Below are 15672 nucleotides of genomic sequence, written 5' to 3' on the forward strand. Positions count from 1 at the left end.
GCCGCCGCGCGGCCTGGTCAACGGCGACCTCGACAAGGCGGGACTCCGCTCAGTCTCGGTCTCGGTCTCAAGATCAACCCGCCGACGCGCTGGGCGGCTCGGGCAAGGGCTCCTGCGCCGTCGCCGAGACACCGGGCGAGGGATCCGCCGGTGCCGACGGGTCCGCCGACGGAGGCGCATCGATCGCCGGTCGCGGGGGTGCCGAGGCCTCCGCGCCGGTCGGCGCCGACTCGGTCGGGGCCGCGGGCGGAGCGGTGGCCGGTGCCTGGGTGGTGGTCGGAGACGGCATGGGAGTCTTCGGACCTTCCGGCACCGGGGCGGGTGACGAGTGGCCTGGCTCGATCGGAGCCGGGTACCAACCGGGCGACGATGCGCTCACCACACCGATGCCGAGCGTCGCGACCACGAGTACGGCGAGCCCGCTGCCGGCCGTCGCGGCGATCCGACGGCGGCGGCGAGCCCGCCGGCCGGCAGCGATCAGCGACTGTGGTGTCAGCCGGTGCGGCGGCGCGCCGGTCGCCCGGATCTGGGCAAACGCCGAAGTCAAGTCGGATTCGTTCACCGGTCTCGCCCCCCTATCGCCACGTCGTCGGGCAGAAGTTCGCGCATCCGTTGCAGGCCACGGGCGCATTGACTCTTCACGGTGCCGACCGAGCAGCCCAACGCTTCTGCGGCTTCGGTCAGGCTCAGGTCCTCCCAGTACCGCAGCACCAGCGCGGCCCGTTGCCGCCGTGGCACCCGGGCGAGCGCCGACATGACCAGCATCCGTTGCTCCGGGGGCGGCATCGAGTCGTCCGGTGTCTCCGGCGGCGCGCTGGTCAGCCGTTCCAACTTCCGCCACAGCCTGCGCCGCTCGTTCAAATACGTACGCGTGACGATCTTCCGTACGTAGGCGTTGATGGGTTCCGTCCGGTCGACACGCTCCCATGCCAGGTACAGGCGAACGAACGCCGCCTGCGCCAGGTCTTCCGCCTCGTGCCAGTCGCCGCAGAGCAGGTACGCGGTGAAGCGCACCTGCTCTGCGTGGGTCGCGACGTACTCGCTGAACCCGGCGTCCTTCTCATGCGAACCGTTCGTCAACGGCAGCACATCTCCTCAGGAAACAGGGGGACCTGCGCCGGATCCTGCGCTCGGGCCCCTGACACGGACCTGACCGGGCTACTTGGCGGGAACTGTGGTCGGCGCCGCTGGGACCGGCTCGGCCACCGGAGGAGGCGACGCCTCCACCGGTGGGGCCGATACATCCACCGGTGGGACCGGGGCGGCCGTCGGCGCGGCCTCCGCTGGCGGTGGCGTGGCCGGAATCGCCACCGGCGGGGCCGACACGTCCACCGGCGGAGCCGTCACCGCCGTGGCCGGATCCTCAGCCGGCGGAGCCGACACTGCGGGAGCCGGCGCGGCGGTGACAGTCGGCCGTGGCTGCGGCGCGGACGGCTCGGAGGACAAAGCGGCGATCGCCGGCACCGCGTAGGCCAGCGCGGCAGCTACCCCTAGCAGCGCGAACACGACGGGCTTCTTCGACAAAGTGGCCTCCTTGACGGTCGGACCGACGATTGCCGGTCCCTTTCCACCCTTCTCCCACACGGTTGCGGGCTGGGAGGTTGCACGTCGTGCCGCAATCGTCGTCGACGCACGAAAACCGCAGCATCGAAGGGGCCGACGGCGGCGACCCGGGCATAGCGTGATGGCGTGCGGGCGTACGAGATGGCGGCGTACCGGTCCTGCGCGCCCCCGTACGGCCAGCGCGGGTTGAGAGCGGTTGGATGCCCCGCGCGAGGTGGAACGCGCCTCAGGTCACGTCAGCTCGCGGGTCATGAAGGCGCTGTTGGGATCGTCGACATAGGCGCCGAAGGGCGGGCAGGGGACGAAGCCCGCCTTCGCGTACAACGTCCTCGCCGGGACGAAGAAGTCCATGCTTCCGGTCTCCAGCGAGATGCGGCGGACGCCGCGTCCGCGTGCGTCCTCGATGAGGTGGTCGAGGACGCACGCGGCGATGCCCTGGCCGCGTCGTCGCGGATCCGTCCGCATGCTCTTGATCTCCTCGTGCGCCGGCTCCACCTCGGCCAGGGCACCCGTGCCCACCAGCTCGCCACTCATCCGGGCGACCCACAGACGGACGCCCGGTGCCCGCAGCCCGGAAAGATCCAGCGCGTGTCGGCTCTCGGCAGGCGCCGTTGGCGCGAGTTCGTCGAGATGTGCCTGCAGGAAGACGCCGAGCTCCGGGTCAGCGAAGTCGGCGCGCTCGATACTCAACCGCATGACGGAGATCCTGCCGTGCCGGTGCTGGTCACCCCACACCGAGCCGGGCGAGCGGCTCGACCAGCTCGCGTTCCTCGTAGGACAGGTGGGACAGCAGGGTGTCGGTGAGCAGGTCGACGGCGGCCTTGACGTCGCCGATCCGGTCCGGCTCGCTGACCAGGGCGACCAGCGCCCGGTCGACCCGTTCCAGCACGTCGTGGATGACGTGGTGTTCCTCCGACAGCCGGTCGACCACCGGGGCGAGTCCCGGGTCGGCGCGGCGCAGCTGCGGCAGCATGCCGATGTCCTCGATGGTGTGGTGGGTGGTCACCACCCGGCAGTACGACTCGCAGTAGGCGCCGAGGGTCCAGTTGTTCTGCCGCATGGTCATCGTGTTGATGTGCGCCCGGGCACCGCCGGCGGTCATGGTGCCGGCCGCGACCTGGTCGATCAGGTCACGCACGGTCCGCAGCTCCTCGCGCAGATGATCGTGTACGTCGATCAGGTGCTGCCCGGCGGCCCGCTGGGCGGGACTGTAGGTCAGCGTCGGGTCGGGTGGCGGGGCGGTCGGCCGGGTCGACTCGTCCCAGACGCGTTCAGCGCTGAGCCGTACCCCGTCGTCGGGGGTGGGGGTGATGCCGGCGGCCGCAGCGGCCGACGCGGCGGGAACCGAACCCGCTGCTGCGGCGCTCCGGCCGGCGGCGACCAGGTCGCGGACCGCCGGCACCACCTCGGCGGCGAACCGGCGGATCATGTCCGGGTCGTCGCTGGCCAGTAGGTAGCCGCTGAAGCCCTGCTCCAGGGTCAGTCCGGCGAGCTGCTCGGCCCAGTCGGCCGGTGTACCGGTGAGGAATCCGTCGCCGCTGCCGAACGTACCGCTGATGTTGTAGAGCCGGCGGACCGCACCCGGGTCCCGCCCCGCCTGCCGGGCCGCCGCGTCGATGGCCGCGTTCATCGCCGGTAGCTGCTCCGGCGACGCGTACGGGCTGCTGGGCAGCCAACCGTCGGCGAGCCGACCGGTGACCCCGAGCATCCGCTTCTTGTACGCACCCAGCCAGATGCCGATGGGGTGGGCGGGCGCCGGACCCGGATGCACGCCCCATACCCGGTGATGCCGGCCGTCGACCTTGACGGTGCCGCCGTCGGCGTCCCAGACCGAGCGGATGATCTCGATGCCCTCCTCCAGCGCTTCGACGCTCTCGGCCGGGGTGAGCCGGCCGCCGCCCATCGCCGCGATCGCGTCCCAGAAGGCACCGGCCCCGAGGCCCAGCTCGACCCGGCCGCCGCTGAGCAGGTCGAGGCTGGCCGCGCTGCGGGCCAGCATCGCTGGCTGCCGCAGCGGCAGGTTGGCGACGTTCGGCGCGACCCGGACCCGGGTGGTGCGGGCGGCGATCACCGACAGCAGCGTCCAGGTGTCCAGGAACCGGGCCTGGTACGGGTGGTCCTGCACGGTCACCAGGTCGAGCCCGGCCTCCTCGGTCAGCTGGGCCAGCGCCAGGGCCCGGTCGGCCTGCTCGGCGACCGGCGTGATGAAGGTGCCGAACAGCAGGTCGTGTCCGTAGTCAGCCATGTCGTTCGCTCCCCGCGACAGCAGTCATGCGTTCGGCTCACAAGATAGTCTGCTGAGCAGACGATCGGCACTGTGACTCTTCTGACGTGAGGATGGTCAGTCGGTGCAGACGAGCCGGCGATAAGCTCGGCGTATGCCTCGTCCCGGTCAACGCACGGATCCGGGTCCGGCCCGCGCCGCTGGCGGCGGCGACCTCGGCTGGGCGCTGGGCGTGGTCTTCCGGGCGTACGTCAAGAGCAGCAGCGCCGTGCTGCACGACCTGCCCGGCGGGCCGCGCGGCCATCAGGTGCTGGCGGCGGCGGTCGAGGCCACGCCGCAGAGTCAGATCTCGCTGGCCCGTCGGCTGGGCATCGACAAGACGGTGATGACCTACCTGATCGACGATCTGGAGCGCGCCGGGCTGGTCGAGCGGCGGGCCAACCCGGACGACCGCCGGCACAAGACCATCGTCGCGACCGACCGCGGGCACCAGGTCTGGTCGGCGACCCGGGACCGGCTGGAGCAGGCGGAGGAGCATCTGCTCGGGTCGCTGCGGCCGACCGACCGCGAGGCACTGCGGTCGCTGCTGTTCCAGCTGGCCGACCAGGCACAGGCCGTCGATCCGGTTGTCGACACCTGCCAGATCGTGTCCGACATCGCCGCCGACAGCCAGCCGCACGAGCCAGCCGACAGCCAGCCGCACTGAGGTACAGCTCCAGCTCGGCCCACACCCGTCCGTCAGACCTGCAGCATGGCGGACGGAGGAGCCCATCGATGCGCCGGTCAGACAACAGCCTGCTGCCGTTCTATCTGGTCGTCGACGTCTCGGTGTCGATGGCGGCGGACGGCAAGTTGGAGGCGGTGAACGAGATCGTGCCGGCGCTCGTCGACGCATTGGCGCTGCACCCGGTCGTCGCGGCCCGGGTACGGTTCGGGCTGATCGACTTCTCCGACCACGCGGAGGTCCGGCTCCCGCTCGGTGACCTGCTAGCTCCCGGGCTGGTTGCGCCGGCCCTCGCCGTACGCGGCGGCACCTGCTACGAGTCGGCGTTCACGACCACGCGGGACGAGATCGAGTCGGACATGGCACGGTTCGCGGCCAGCGGAGAGAGCACGCACCGGCCGACCGTCTGGTTCATCAGCGATGGCCGGCCCACCGACTTGCGGTCCGCCTGGCGGGCGGCGTTCGCCGAGCTGACCTCGTCCGGCGCCCGCCCGAGCGTCGTCGCCTGCGGCGTGGACGAGGCGGATCCCCGGATCATCAGGTCGCTGGCCCATCCGGCGACCGGATCGGGACGGATGGCGTCGTACCTGATGGTGCCCGGCTCCGATCCGGCCCGGACGATCACCGGGATCGCACAGGTGCTCGTCGCCAGTGTCGTCCGGTCCGGCTACCGCCCGGCCAGCGACGCCGGACCGGTCCTGCCCGACGGGCCGGATCTGCCGCCCGGGGTGCAGCGGTTCGACCCGACCGGCGCCGGGTGATGGTGGCCTCGACTTCGGGCGACGGCGGCCCGGCCCGGCTCGGACCAGCTACGGTGATCTTGTACGGTGATCTTGATTGTCGTCGGGCCGTCCACTGAACGGCCAAGGTCGGCTGTCCGTCAGGTTCGGATATGATCCGAACTATTGACATTGTCCGAGGGGCACACCAATTCCGGAGTACGGGGCCAACGATCGCAACGGAGGTCTCGATGATCGACGATCGATCCGGCGGACCGGTGCCCGATGACGGGCTACCAGCCGAAACCCGACAACGGATGATCGAACTACTCGCCGCCGAGTTCGGCGCGGCGTGGCAGGCCGCTGTGGCCGGCGGTGCGGACCCTGACGAGTTGGCCGAGTACGTCGACGACCGCCGTCGTACCGTGGAATCGATTCCGGAGCCGGACGACCGCGACGATTGTCGTTAGCCCAGACAACACAGCGCAACGGCACACCATCGCCTCCGGCCGACCGGACCGGCATTTTCCGGTGACCACTGAGTCAGCATCGGCCACCGAATACGATGTGACACGCGGCGGCTGCTGACAGTCCCCATTACTCGCGCCACCATGGACACATGGCGACGGCGTACGCATCTGCGCAGTTTCCGGCAGCGGGTGGATCTTTCATCGGCCGCGCCGCGGAGCGCGCCCGGCTGACCGGGCTGCTGACCGAGGCGGCGGGCGGTGCCGCCGCGACGGTCTTCGTCGGCGGTGAGGCGGGCGTCGGAAAGAGCCGGCTGCTCGAGGAGTTCGCCGCCGAGGCCCGCTCGGCGGGCCGCACCGTACTGCGCGGTGCCTGCATCAACCTGGGCACCGGCGCGGTGCCGTACGCCCCGTTGATCGACGCCCTGCGCCGAATCGTCCGGGAACTCGGTGAGCAGCGGGTACGCGAGCTGGGCGGCCCGTCCTACGCCGAACTCAGCCGACTGGTGTCGGACTTCACCGGAGTCGCGCCCCTCGGCGAGTCGACCGCACAGCTGCGGGTGTTCGGCGCGGTACTGCGGATGCTCGACCACTTCGGCGCGCACGCGCCGACCGTACTGATCTTCGAGGACCTGCACTGGGCCGACCCATCCACCTTGGACCTGGTCTCCTATCTGGCCCGGGCGCAGACCGACGAGCGGATCCTGCTGGTGCACAGCTACCGGTCCAACGATCTGGACCGGCGGCATCCGCTGCGGACGCTGCTCGCCGAACCGGACTTCATCCGCCGGATTCACCGGCTGGAGCTGGCCCGGTTCACCCGCGCCGAGCTGGAACGGTTCCTGACCGCGTCGACCGGCGACCCGGTGGACCGGTCGCTGCTGGACCGGTACTACGAACTGTCCGACGGAAACGCGTTCTTCGCCGAGGAACTGGTGGTCTCCGGGGTGTTGACCGATCCCGCGTCCACCCGACTGCCCAACTCACTGAGCGAGATCATGCTGTCCCGGGTCGAACTGCTCGACGACGCCGCAGCCGACGTGCTGCGAGCCGCAGCGGTTGCCGGGCGGCGAGTGAGCCACCGGCTGCTGGCAGCCGTCTGCGACCTGCCCGACCAGCAACTGATCAAAGCGCTGCGGCAGTGCGTCGCCCAGCACGTTCTCACCATCGACGCCGCCGACGACACGTACGTCTTCCGCCATGCCCTGCTGCGCGAGGCGGTCTACCAGGAACTGCTGCCGGGTGAGCGGGTCGGGCTGCACCGCGCGCTCGCCACCGCCCTCACCGCGGACCCGGGGTTCAGCCTCGCCGAGGATCTCACCGCAGCGGCCGAACTGGCCTACCACTGGTACGAGGCCAGAGCACTACCGGAGGCGCTGACCGCCGCCGTGCGTGCCGGCGAGATGGCGGTACGGGTCCACGCGTTCCGCGAAGCCGAACAGCACTACCAGCGGGTGCTCAGCCTGTGGTCGCGGGTCGACGATCCGCAGCAACGCACCGGCCAGCCGCGCTGGCGGGTGCTGGCCGCCGCCGCCGACGCCGCCCGGTGGGGCGGTCGGGTCGAGCAGGCACTGGAACTGATCCGCGCCGCGATCGCCGAGGCGGACCGGGCCGCCGCCGCCCGCGACGCGGGTGAACTGCTCGAACGCCTCGGCAACTACCTCTGGGAAGCCGGTGAGTACGGCGATTCGCAACAAACCTACCGGGCGGCGGCGCGGGCGCTGGCCGAGCAGCCACCGGGCGCGGTCAGCGCTCGGGTACTGGCCGCTGTCGCGATGGCCGAGGTACGCGAAGGCCGGTACGCCGAAGGTGCGCGGGAAGGTGCCCACGCCGTCGAGCTGGCCCGGGCGGTGCCGGCCCGGGCCGAGGAGGGCCGCGCGCTCAACACCCTGGGCATGGCGTTGACCATGCTCGACCAGCCCGCCGACGGCATGGCCAAGGTACGCGAGGCACTGCGGATCGCCGAGGAGGTCGACCACCTCGAGGACCTGTTCCGGGCGTACGGCAATCTCGCGGTCGCGCTGGAGCACGTGGGGCGGCTGACCGACTCGGTCCAGGTCGCCCTCGACGGGCTGAAGGTGGCCCGCGCACGCGGTCTGGAGCAGGCCCGCGGCGCCGGCGTGCTGGCCAACAACGCCGCCGCGACACTGGTACTGCTCGGCCGATGGGACGAGGCGGCCGCGGTGCTGGACGACGTGCTGCGGGCCAGGCCACTGCGGGGCACCCTCTACCCCCGGCTGACCCTGGCCGAGATCCGGCTCGCTCAGGGGTCCTTCGACGCGGCCGCCGATCTGCTGGCCGGCGTACAACTCGTGGACCGGCCGACCACCGACCCCCGGTTCGTCGGACCGCTGTACGCCTGTCTGGCGGAGCTCGCCCTGTGGCGCGACGACCTGGCCGGGGCGGATGAGGCGGTGCGAGCCGGCCTGGCCGTGCTGGAGGGCCAGGCCAACGTCCTGGAGCTGACCCGGATGTACGCCGTCGGGCTACGGGCCGCCGCCGACGAGTGCGAGCTGCTGCGCACGCAACCCGAGCGCGACCCGGTCCGGTTGTCGGCGGTTGTCGCGTACGCCGAACGGTTGGCCGACCAGGCGGCGGTGCCGGCCGAGGGCCCGGACCTCCCAAAGGCTGACCAGCCGGACCCGCCGCCAGCCGACCAGCCGGACCCGCCGCCAGCCGACCAGGCTGGGGTTTCGCAGGTACGGGTGTGGCGTGACCTCTGCCTGGCCGAGCTCGCCCGGGCCCGAGGCACCGCCGACCCCGACGCCTGGGCGGCGGTGGCCCGTGGCTGGTCGATGCTCGGTCGGTCCTACCCGGCCGGCTACGCCTACTGGCGGGAAGCCGAGACCGCGCTCGCCGCCGCCGACCTGACCCGCGCCGGAACGGCCGCCCGGTCGGCCTGGCAGACGACCGAGCCGCTGCCAGCCGGGCCACTGCGTACCGAGATCGAGGCGATGGCCCGTCGTGCCCGGATCACCCTCGACCCGGAGTTGCCCGAGCCAGCCGCCGACACCGCCGACACCGCCGGGCCGGCGGCCCGGCCGTTCGGTCTCACCGCCCGCGAGTTGGAGGTGCTGTGTCTGCTCTGCCTGGGCAGGACCAACCGGGAGATCGCCACCGAACTGTTCATCACCGAACGCACGGCGGGTGTCCATGTGTCCAACCTGCTCAGGAAGATGGCGGCCAACAACCGTAATGCCGCCGCCTCGATGGCTCATCGGCTCCGGCTCTGCTCCGATCGGGAATCCGGATAGACCTCCGTACGGAGCCGTCGCACCGAACGTACCGGTGGATCGTCCTGTCAGGTCGGAGCCGATCGCCGGCGGGCGGGCCGAAAGTGACCGTACGCAAAAGATCGTAGGCACTGAGTGATGACGTCACCGGCGCCCGACCCGTAAAGTCCACACCGGATCTGCTGAGCGACCTTTTAGGGGGTAGCGGTGACGCGGAGAGCATTGCTGGTCGGTTCTCAGACCGACGGCCTCACCGGGGTGCACAACGATGTCGAAACGATCGCGGCGGCGCTCGATGGGCGTGGGTTCACCATTTCCTGTCTTACCGGCGACGATGCCACCCGTGCCGGCATCCTCGCCGGCTACGAGAAACTGATCGGACAGAGCACGGCGGACGATACCGTCCTGTTCTACTACAGCGGTCACGGCGGATACGCGTCCGCACCGGATCCGGCCAGCGACGACCCGGCTGCCGACGATCCGGCCAGCCAGCCGACGCCCGGCCGGCGGCCGGGCGACCTGCAGTTCATCGTGCCCACCGACTACTCTCCATCCACTGAGGATGAGTTTCGGGGCATCGCCTCGGTCGAGCTGTCAGTGCTGCAGGCCCGGCTGACCGAGGTGACGCAGAACGTGGTGGTGGCCTTGGACTGCTGCCACGCCGCCCACCAGTCCCGCGACCCCGACCTGCGGGTCAAAGGCCTGGACCGGCAGTCGACCACCCGGTACGAGCAGATCAGCCGGCACCTGGCGGCGCTGCGCCGGGACGGGCTCGCGGTCGACCGGCGGGTAGTGACCGGCGACCCGTACTCGGTGCGGCTGGTGGCCTGCGCCCCCGAGCAGTCCGCCTACGAGTACCGCAACGGTGCCGGGCTGCGCACCGGGATGTTCACCGAGGCGCTGATCCAGGCACTGGCCGCCGCCGAGGACCTTCCGGTGACCTGGTTCACGCTGATGGAGACGGTACGTCGCCAGGTGCTGCGCCGGGCGTCGAACCAGCGGCCCGAGGTGGAAGGGCCGTCCCGCCGACTGCTGTTCTCACTCCAGGAGACGGACCCGATCGCCGGCCTGCCGGTGGCCCCCACTCCCGACGGCCGGGTGGTCCTGCCCGGCGCCCCGCTGCTCGGCGTCGAGCTCCACGACGAGTTCACCGTGATGCCGGCCGAGCTGCCGGTCGACGAGGAGACCAGCGTCGGCACCGCCGTCGTCGACCGGCTCGGGGCGCTGGCGGCACAGGCCGAGCTCACCCTGCGTACCGGCTGGTCCGAGGTGCCGACGACGGCCCGCGCGTACCGGACCCGCAGCGCCGCGCCCGCGCTGCCGGTCCGGGTGACCGACCCGGACGCCGCCGACCTGGTCGCCGCGATCCGGACCAGCACCCTGGTCCGGCTGGCCGATGCTGACGAGCCGTGCACCGTGGAGGTCCGGCCCGATCGGGCCGGCAACTACCAGATCCACGACCGGACCGGTCCGCTGCACAGCCCCCGACCGGCCGGGCCGGGCACCGCCGCCCGGCTGCTCACCGACCTGGAACGGGTCGCCCGCGCCACCGGACTGCGGGCCCTCGGTGAAGACCCCCGGTGCGCCCTCGACACCCCGTTGACCTTCGAGTGGGGCCGGGTCGTCGACGGCGTCGAGGTGCCCATGCGGTCCGCCGGCGAGGTCGTGCACGACGGCGACCAGGTGTACGTGCGGGTGCGCAACGACGGCACCGAGGCGGTCTACGTGTCGCTGCTCGACATCGGCGTCTCCGCCCGGATCGAGAACCTCACCAACTTCGCGCCGTCCGGGTTCCAGCTCAAGCCCGACAAGGAGTACCTGGTGGGGTACGACGCCCTGAGCGGGGTGCTGCGCGGTGTGCGACTGAACTGGCCGGCCGGCATCGTGCCGGCGGCCGGGCGGCCGGAGACGGTCCTGCTGATCGCCACCTCGCAGCCGCAGGACGTCGGGCTGCTCCAACAGGACGGCATCCGCACCGCCGACCGCGCCGAGCTCGGCCGCCGCGTCCCACGCCGCGACCAGTCGCCGCTGGAGCGGGCCCTCGACCAGCTGGGCAGCGGCGGTATGCGGGATATGTCCAACGGTTTCGCCCCGGAGGTGCGCTACGCGCTGCGTACCATCGAATTCAGCCTGAGCCCGACGGCGCGGCCGCCGGCCGAGTCGGTGCGGTTCCTGATCGACGAACGCCCGGACCGGTCGCGGCTGCTGTTCCGGGCCCGTGGCGGCGCGGCGCGCACCGTCGCGGTCCGGCTGGACGAGGTGCTGGTGCACCGCAACCGGGCGCTGCGCAGCGCCGACATACGGGTCGACGCGGTGGTGCTCACCGGCACCGCCGACGACGACGGGGCGGTGCCGTACCGGGCGGAGACGGCGCGGTTCCGCAACGTCCGCGACGGAGACCGGCTGCCGTTGGACCGGATGCTCGTCTACCACGGTCGGGCGGTGGACTACCTGGACCTGGCGGTCTGGGTGTCCCGGGACACCGGGGACAGCCGGGCACTGAGCGACCTGCTGCGCGACGAACTCAACGGCCCGGCCTTCCAGGCCGCCGGGGCAAACCTACTCGGGCTGGCCGTGGCCGCCCCGCAGGCCGCCGCCGCAGCCGCCGCGATCGGGGCGGGTGCCGTGGTCGTCAATCTGGCGTACCGACTGCTGCTGGACGCGGTCGGCGACAGCATCGGCCTGTACCGCACCTCCCTGCTGGCGACCGAGGAATTCGGCGTCGGCCGGCACCCGGCCGTGGGGAATCTGCGGGCGCAGGATTTCTCGTTCTCGTACACGATCGAAACGGTCGACTGACCAACGCCTCCGCCGGGCCACCGGTACGCAATTCATCTAATTACGCCCGGTGCCCCGGCGGTGCTGAAATATCCGTACGGACAACAGACTGAAAGGTGGAAATCATGGCTCGCAAGCGCGTGATCGTCGACGGGTCCGAGTGGGAGATCCCCGAGTCGAACCTCGACCCGGTCCTCGCCAGCATCCAGACCGCCATGGAAACCGGTTCGGTGGTCAAGCTGGAGCTGCTGGACGGGGCCAGCCGGCCGGTGACGGTCTACCTCAACGGTCGGACCGCGGTGACCGTTGTCGTGGACCTCGGTCTCGACCCCCGCCCGAGCGAGATGTCCTGATTCACCCGTCGCCACGGCCGGTGACGGCCAGCGCGTCCGGCGGCGGGAGCAGGCCCAGCCGCTGCGCCCGCAGCACGGTGGTCAGCCGGTCGGAGGTGCCGAACTTGCGGTACATCCGTTCCTGGTGCTTGGCCACCGTACGCGGCGACAGCAGCAGCCGGTGACCGATCGCCTGGGCGGTGAGACCGTCCGCGAGCAGCCGCAGGATCTCCTGCTCGCGGACGGTCAGCCGGGGCAACCGCACGGGCGGCACGGCCGCCCCCGGCCGGTCGGTCACGGTGCAGCCGGCGGCCGGCTGCGGCCGGCTCCACGACTCGGCCAGGGTCCGGATCGCGGCGAGCTGGCCGGCGGTACGCCGAACCGGCCGCGTACCGGACGACCCGGTCAGCGGGGCGGTACGCGGTCCGGTGGTGCTCCACCGCCAGTGTCCGTCCCGGCGGACCAGGTCGCCGAGGGCCAGCCCCAGCTGGACCAGGGCGCGCAGCAGTACCGGGTCGCCGGCGGCGGCCGCCGTCAGCAGGGTCCGGGTGGTCGGCTCGACCGGCCCGGGAAGCACCAGGTCGAGCAGCCGGTCGGCGGGCTCGGCCCGGTGGGTGGGGTGGTCCGGCAGAGGAGGAAGTGTGGTGGTCATCGCAGCGACTCCTGATGGGATCGGTCGACGTGCGGGTCGGGCACCGGCACATCGCCAGCTTCGCCGCGCCCGGCGGCCGTTCCATCGGGGGAACTACGTAGTCGTACCAGTACGCCATCCATAGATCCGGCCGGGCACCCCTCAGATCTGCACCGGTCGACAATTCGACCCGCTACTACGCACTACTACGGCAACGGGTTCCGACCGCTTCTTGAATCGGCGGCACAGCGGATAGTTTTCGACCCGTACGCATGTCGCCGATCACCTCCCACACACACCTTTCTGATGATTTGGTAGCTTACCGGAAAGGACAGATACCGATGGCCAGTGCGAGCGTGGCTGTCCGGGCCGCCGGCGCGTCGTCCGGGCGTAGCGCCGCAGAAGATCACGTCCGGGACCTCGCCCGACGGGGCATACTGGCGGACCGCGCGAGGGCGGCGTCCGACGCGGAACGCGGGCTGCTCCGCACGGGTGGGTACGCGCTGGTCTGGCCGGTGGTGTTCCAGCGGCTGACCCGTCGGATCGAACTCACCCGGGGACACCACACCTGCGCGTCGTCGGTCCACCGGCTGGAAGCCGACTGCCTGGACAAGTTCCACGACGACGTCGAGGCGGTCCTCGACGACCTGCTGGCCAACGCCAAGGTTCCAGTGGTCAACCTGGAGGGGTGGATCGCCCGGCGGATCGGCCCGGCCACCGTCGACGCGCATCGCCGCCGACGCGGCGACCGTGGCGCGTTGCAGCGGCCCCGGCTGCCCGGATGGCTCAAGCACGACCTCGGCCAGGACCCGTGGCTGCAGACCCTCGCCGTCGAGGTGCTGGTCTGGGTGGGGATCCCGGCCACGGCCGGAGTACGGGTGTGGCCGCTGTCCGCGTGGGCCGACCGCCGGGCCGCCGTCACCGGGCACTGCGGTGGCGGGGAGCGGGAGGTGACAGCCGACCTCGACCGGGTACTCGCCGCGATGCGCAGACGTCCGAAGTGGTACGCGGACTTCGTCGAACGGCCACTCGGCCGCAAGCACGCCCCGGTGCTGCCGGCCGCCCGGACCGGGACCGGTCCGGCTCGCGAGACCGACCACCTGCAGCCGAGGACGCCGGACGAGGCGGACGAGGCCCGGTTGACCGAGCTGGCGTCGGTCGCGGTGACGGCGATCGAGGCACAGCTGCGCCGAGGTGCCGACCCCCGGTGCGTGGTGGTCGCCGTACTCCGCTCGGTGTTCGACACCGGCACGGGTGCCGAGGAGATGGACCGGCCGCCCGGTGGTGGACCGGCCGCTGAAGAGCGGGTCGCCGCCCTGCTGGCCGACTCTGCGGCGATCGACCGGATCGCCAGCGCCGTCGTCGAGCTGATCGCCGACCGGTGAAGGCCGGTGAGGACCGGTGCGCCGAAACGCCCGGTCGGTCCTCGCGGACCGACCGGGCGTTTCGCCTGCTCAGTGGCGGTGGCGGCGGGATTTGAACCCGCGGAGGGCGTGAACCCTCACACGCTTTCGAGGCGTGCTCCTTAGGCCACTCGGACACACCACCGCCGAGTAGGCTACCTGAAGCGCCGCCCGACCGTCACGGCGGTACCGCCCGAGCGTGGGCAGCACCGACCGCACTGGCAGGATCATGGCCATGAGCACGCACATCGGAGCCAAGCCCGGCGACATCGCCGAGCGGGTCCTCATGCCCGGAGACCCGCTGCGCGCCAAGTGGATCGCCGAGAACTTCCTCGAGGACGCCACCTGCTACTCGAACGTGCGCGGCATGTTCGGCTTCACCGGCCAGTACGCCGGGACGCGGGTGTCGGTGCAGGGGTCGGGAATGGGCATGCCGTCGGCGTCGATCTACGCCCACGAGCTGATCAACGAGTACGGGGTGCGGACGCTGATCCGGGTCGGCTCCTGCGGCGCGTTGGCCGAGGATCTGCAACTGCGGGACGTGATCGCGGCCAACGGTTCGTCGACCGACTCGAACATGAACCGGGTGCGCTTCGCCGGGCTGGTCGACTACGCCCCGGTGGCGGACTTCGGCCTGCTGCGTACGGCGGTCGACGCGGCCCACCGGCACGGTGTCGACCTGCGGGTCGGCCCGGTCCTGGCCGCCGACGCGTTCTACACCGACCGGCCGGACCTGTACGACACGCTGGCCGACTACGGGGTGCTGGCGGTCGAGATGGAGTCGGCGGCGCTGTACACCATCGCCGCCCGGTTCCGGGCCCGCGCGTTGACCATCCTCACCGTGAGCGACCACATCCGTACCGGCGAGAAGATGAGTGCGGACGACCGGGAGCAGACCTTCAGCGAGATGGTACGCATCGCGCTGGACACCGCGACCGCCTGACGCCGCCAGGATCGGCCGACGACACCGGCGGACCGCCCGGCTCAACGGAAGAATGCCCGCGACGCGGCTCAGCGAAGAGGGCCCGTAGCGCGGCTCAGCGGAAGAAGGCCCGCAGCGCGGCGGCGCACTCGTCGGCCAGCACCCCGGCGTACACAGTCGGCCGGTGGTTGAGGCGGCGGTCACGCACGACGTCCCACAGCGATCCGACGGCACCGGTCTTCGGCTCCCACGCGCCGAAGACCACGGTCGAGATCCGGGCCAGCACCAACGCGCCGGCGCACATGGTGCACGGTTCCAGGGTGACCACCAGGGTGCACCCGTCGAGCCGCCACCGGCCGAGCCGGGCGGCGGCCCGGCGCAGCGCGAGGATCTCGGCGTGCGCCGTCGGGTCGCCGGTCAGTTCACGTTCGTTGCGTGCGACCGCGAGTTCGCGGCCGGCCGCGTCGTAGACGACGGCACCGACCGGCACGTCAGCCATACCGACCGGCACGTCAGCCGCACCGACGGGTACCCCTGCCGTGCCGGGCGGCACATCGACCGGGCCGGCACCGGCGGTCGGCCCGCCGGCCACCGACAACGCCCGCCGCATCCAGCTCTCGTGCAGCGGGTCGCGGTGCCGCCGGGCCGTCGGCACGCCGTCGCCCCGTCCGGTCAC

General features: G+C 71.7%; 15 protein-coding genes and 1 tRNA gene. 8 read left to right on the top strand and 8 right to left on the bottom strand.

Annotated features, from left to right (window positions below; all coding sequences use genetic code 11):
* Window positions 1-73 precede the first annotated feature (73 nt).
* From O7629_RS24745 to O7629_RS24765, 5 genes are all read right to left on the bottom strand, one after another.
* Window positions 74-562 (bottom strand): hypothetical protein, encoded by a 489-nt coding sequence (locus tag O7629_RS24745; RefSeq protein ID WP_278172137.1) that lies wholly within the window; start codon window positions 560-562, stop codon window positions 74-76.
* Window positions 559-1080, bottom strand: coding sequence for a SigE family RNA polymerase sigma factor (locus O7629_RS24750; RefSeq protein ID WP_278172139.1), 522 nt, complete (start codon window positions 1078-1080; stop codon window positions 559-561). The genes O7629_RS24745 and O7629_RS24750 overlap by 4 nt, the downstream gene beginning before the upstream one ends.
* Window positions 1081-1158: 78 nt before the next feature.
* On the bottom strand, window positions 1159-1524 hold the full coding sequence (locus O7629_RS24755; RefSeq protein WP_278172141.1) for a hypothetical protein: 366 nt from the start codon (window positions 1522-1524) through the stop codon (window positions 1159-1161).
* A gap of 270 nt (window positions 1525-1794) precedes the next feature.
* Complete coding sequence (locus tag O7629_RS24760; RefSeq protein ID WP_278172142.1) at window positions 1795-2259, bottom strand: GNAT family N-acetyltransferase; 465 nt, start codon at window positions 2257-2259, stop codon at window positions 1795-1797.
* A 28-nt stretch (window positions 2260-2287) separates the two neighbouring features.
* Window positions 2288-3808, bottom strand: coding sequence for an LLM class flavin-dependent oxidoreductase (locus tag O7629_RS24765; RefSeq protein WP_278172143.1), 1521 nt, complete (start codon window positions 3806-3808; stop codon window positions 2288-2290).
* Between the two features lie 133 nt (window positions 3809-3941).
* Here O7629_RS24765 and O7629_RS24770 point away from each other — a divergent pair, with 133 nt between their 5' ends.
* The 6 genes from O7629_RS24770 to O7629_RS24795 all read left to right on the top strand — a co-directional run bounded on the left by O7629_RS24770 (window position 3942) and on the right by O7629_RS24795 (window position 12061).
* Complete coding sequence (locus O7629_RS24770) at window positions 3942-4493, top strand: MarR family winged helix-turn-helix transcriptional regulator (RefSeq protein WP_278172145.1); 552 nt, start codon at window positions 3942-3944, stop codon at window positions 4491-4493.
* 68 nt (window positions 4494-4561) lie between these two features.
* The gene (locus tag O7629_RS24775) at window positions 4562-5272 is read left to right on the top strand and encodes a VWA domain-containing protein (RefSeq protein ID WP_278172146.1); all 711 of its coding nucleotides are present in this window, start codon (window positions 4562-4564) and stop codon (window positions 5270-5272) included.
* Window positions 5273-5481: 209 nt separating this feature from the next.
* Window positions 5482-5700: a hypothetical protein gene (locus tag O7629_RS24780; RefSeq protein ID WP_278172148.1), complete on the top strand. Its 219-nt coding sequence runs from the start codon at window positions 5482-5484 to the stop codon at window positions 5698-5700.
* 149 nt (window positions 5701-5849) lie between these two features.
* Window positions 5850-8951 carry an AAA family ATPase gene (locus tag O7629_RS24785; RefSeq protein ID WP_278172150.1) on the top strand — a complete coding sequence of 1034 codons (3102 nt, stop codon included), beginning with the start codon at window positions 5850-5852 and terminating at the stop codon, window positions 8949-8951.
* A 186-nt stretch (window positions 8952-9137) separates the two neighbouring features.
* Window positions 9138-11729, top strand: coding sequence for a caspase family protein (locus O7629_RS24790; protein ID WP_278172152.1), 2592 nt, complete (start codon window positions 9138-9140; stop codon window positions 11727-11729).
* A 104-nt stretch (window positions 11730-11833) separates the two neighbouring features.
* A complete protein-coding gene (locus tag O7629_RS24795) occupies window positions 11834-12061 on the top strand; it encodes a hypothetical protein (protein ID WP_278172155.1) in 228 nt (75 codons plus the stop codon).
* Window position 12062: 1 nt separating this feature from the next.
* On the opposite strand, the gene O7629_RS24800 is transcribed toward O7629_RS24795, so the two are convergent.
* Complete coding sequence (locus tag O7629_RS24800; protein WP_278172156.1) at window positions 12063-12692, bottom strand: LuxR C-terminal-related transcriptional regulator; 630 nt, start codon at window positions 12690-12692, stop codon at window positions 12063-12065.
* 320 nt (window positions 12693-13012) lie between these two features.
* Here O7629_RS24800 and O7629_RS24805 point away from each other — a divergent pair, with 320 nt between their 5' ends.
* Window positions 13013-14056, top strand: a complete 1044-nt coding sequence (locus O7629_RS24805) for a hypothetical protein (protein WP_278172158.1) — start codon at window positions 13013-13015, stop codon at window positions 14054-14056.
* Window positions 14057-14129: 73 nt separating this feature from the next.
* On the opposite strand, the gene O7629_RS24810 is transcribed toward O7629_RS24805, so the two are convergent.
* Window positions 14130-14219, bottom strand: a tRNA-Ser gene (locus tag O7629_RS24810).
* Window positions 14220-14309: 90 nt separating this feature from the next.
* Between O7629_RS24810 and deoD the strand changes: the two genes are divergently transcribed.
* Window positions 14310-15017, top strand: coding sequence for a purine-nucleoside phosphorylase (deoD, locus tag O7629_RS24815; RefSeq protein WP_278172160.1), 708 nt, complete (start codon window positions 14310-14312; stop codon window positions 15015-15017).
* Window positions 15018-15111: 94 nt separating this feature from the next.
* Here the strand turns inward: deoD and O7629_RS24820 are convergent, their stop codons facing one another.
* Window positions 15112-15672 carry a nucleoside deaminase gene (locus O7629_RS24820; protein ID WP_278172162.1) on the bottom strand — a complete coding sequence of 187 codons (561 nt, stop codon included), beginning with the start codon at window positions 15670-15672 and terminating at the stop codon, window positions 15112-15114.

Source organism: Solwaraspora sp. WMMD792, from assembly GCF_029626105.1.
Classification (GTDB): domain Bacteria; phylum Actinomycetota; class Actinomycetes; order Mycobacteriales; family Micromonosporaceae; genus Micromonospora_E.

Excerpts from the sequence above, each read along its gene's own strand:
- O7629_RS24805 (WP_278172158.1), top strand. The coding sequence starts at position 13,013 with ATGGCCAGTGCGAGCGTGGCTGTCCGGGCCGCCGGCGCGTCGTCCGGG.
- O7629_RS24770 (WP_278172145.1), top strand. The coding sequence starts at position 3,942 with ATGCCTCGTCCCGGTCAACGCACGGATCCGGGTCCGGCCCGCGCCGCT.
- O7629_RS24765 (WP_278172143.1), bottom strand. The coding sequence starts at position 3,808 with ATGGCTGACTACGGACACGACCTGCTGTTCGGCACCTTCATCACGCCG.
- O7629_RS24760 (WP_278172142.1), bottom strand. The coding sequence starts at position 2,259 with ATGCGGTTGAGTATCGAGCGCGCCGACTTCGCTGACCCGGAGCTCGGC.
- O7629_RS24780 (WP_278172148.1), top strand. The coding sequence starts at position 5,482 with ATGATCGACGATCGATCCGGCGGACCGGTGCCCGATGACGGGCTACCA.
- O7629_RS24775 (WP_278172146.1), top strand. The coding sequence starts at position 4,562 with ATGCGCCGGTCAGACAACAGCCTGCTGCCGTTCTATCTGGTCGTCGAC.
- O7629_RS24795 (WP_278172155.1), top strand. The coding sequence starts at position 11,834 with ATGGCTCGCAAGCGCGTGATCGTCGACGGGTCCGAGTGGGAGATCCCC.
- O7629_RS24800 (WP_278172156.1), bottom strand. The coding sequence starts at position 12,692 with ATGACCACCACACTTCCTCCTCTGCCGGACCACCCCACCCACCGGGCC.
- deoD (WP_278172160.1), top strand. The coding sequence starts at position 14,310 with ATGAGCACGCACATCGGAGCCAAGCCCGGCGACATCGCCGAGCGGGTC.
- O7629_RS24785 (WP_278172150.1), top strand. The coding sequence starts at position 5,850 with ATGGCGACGGCGTACGCATCTGCGCAGTTTCCGGCAGCGGGTGGATCT.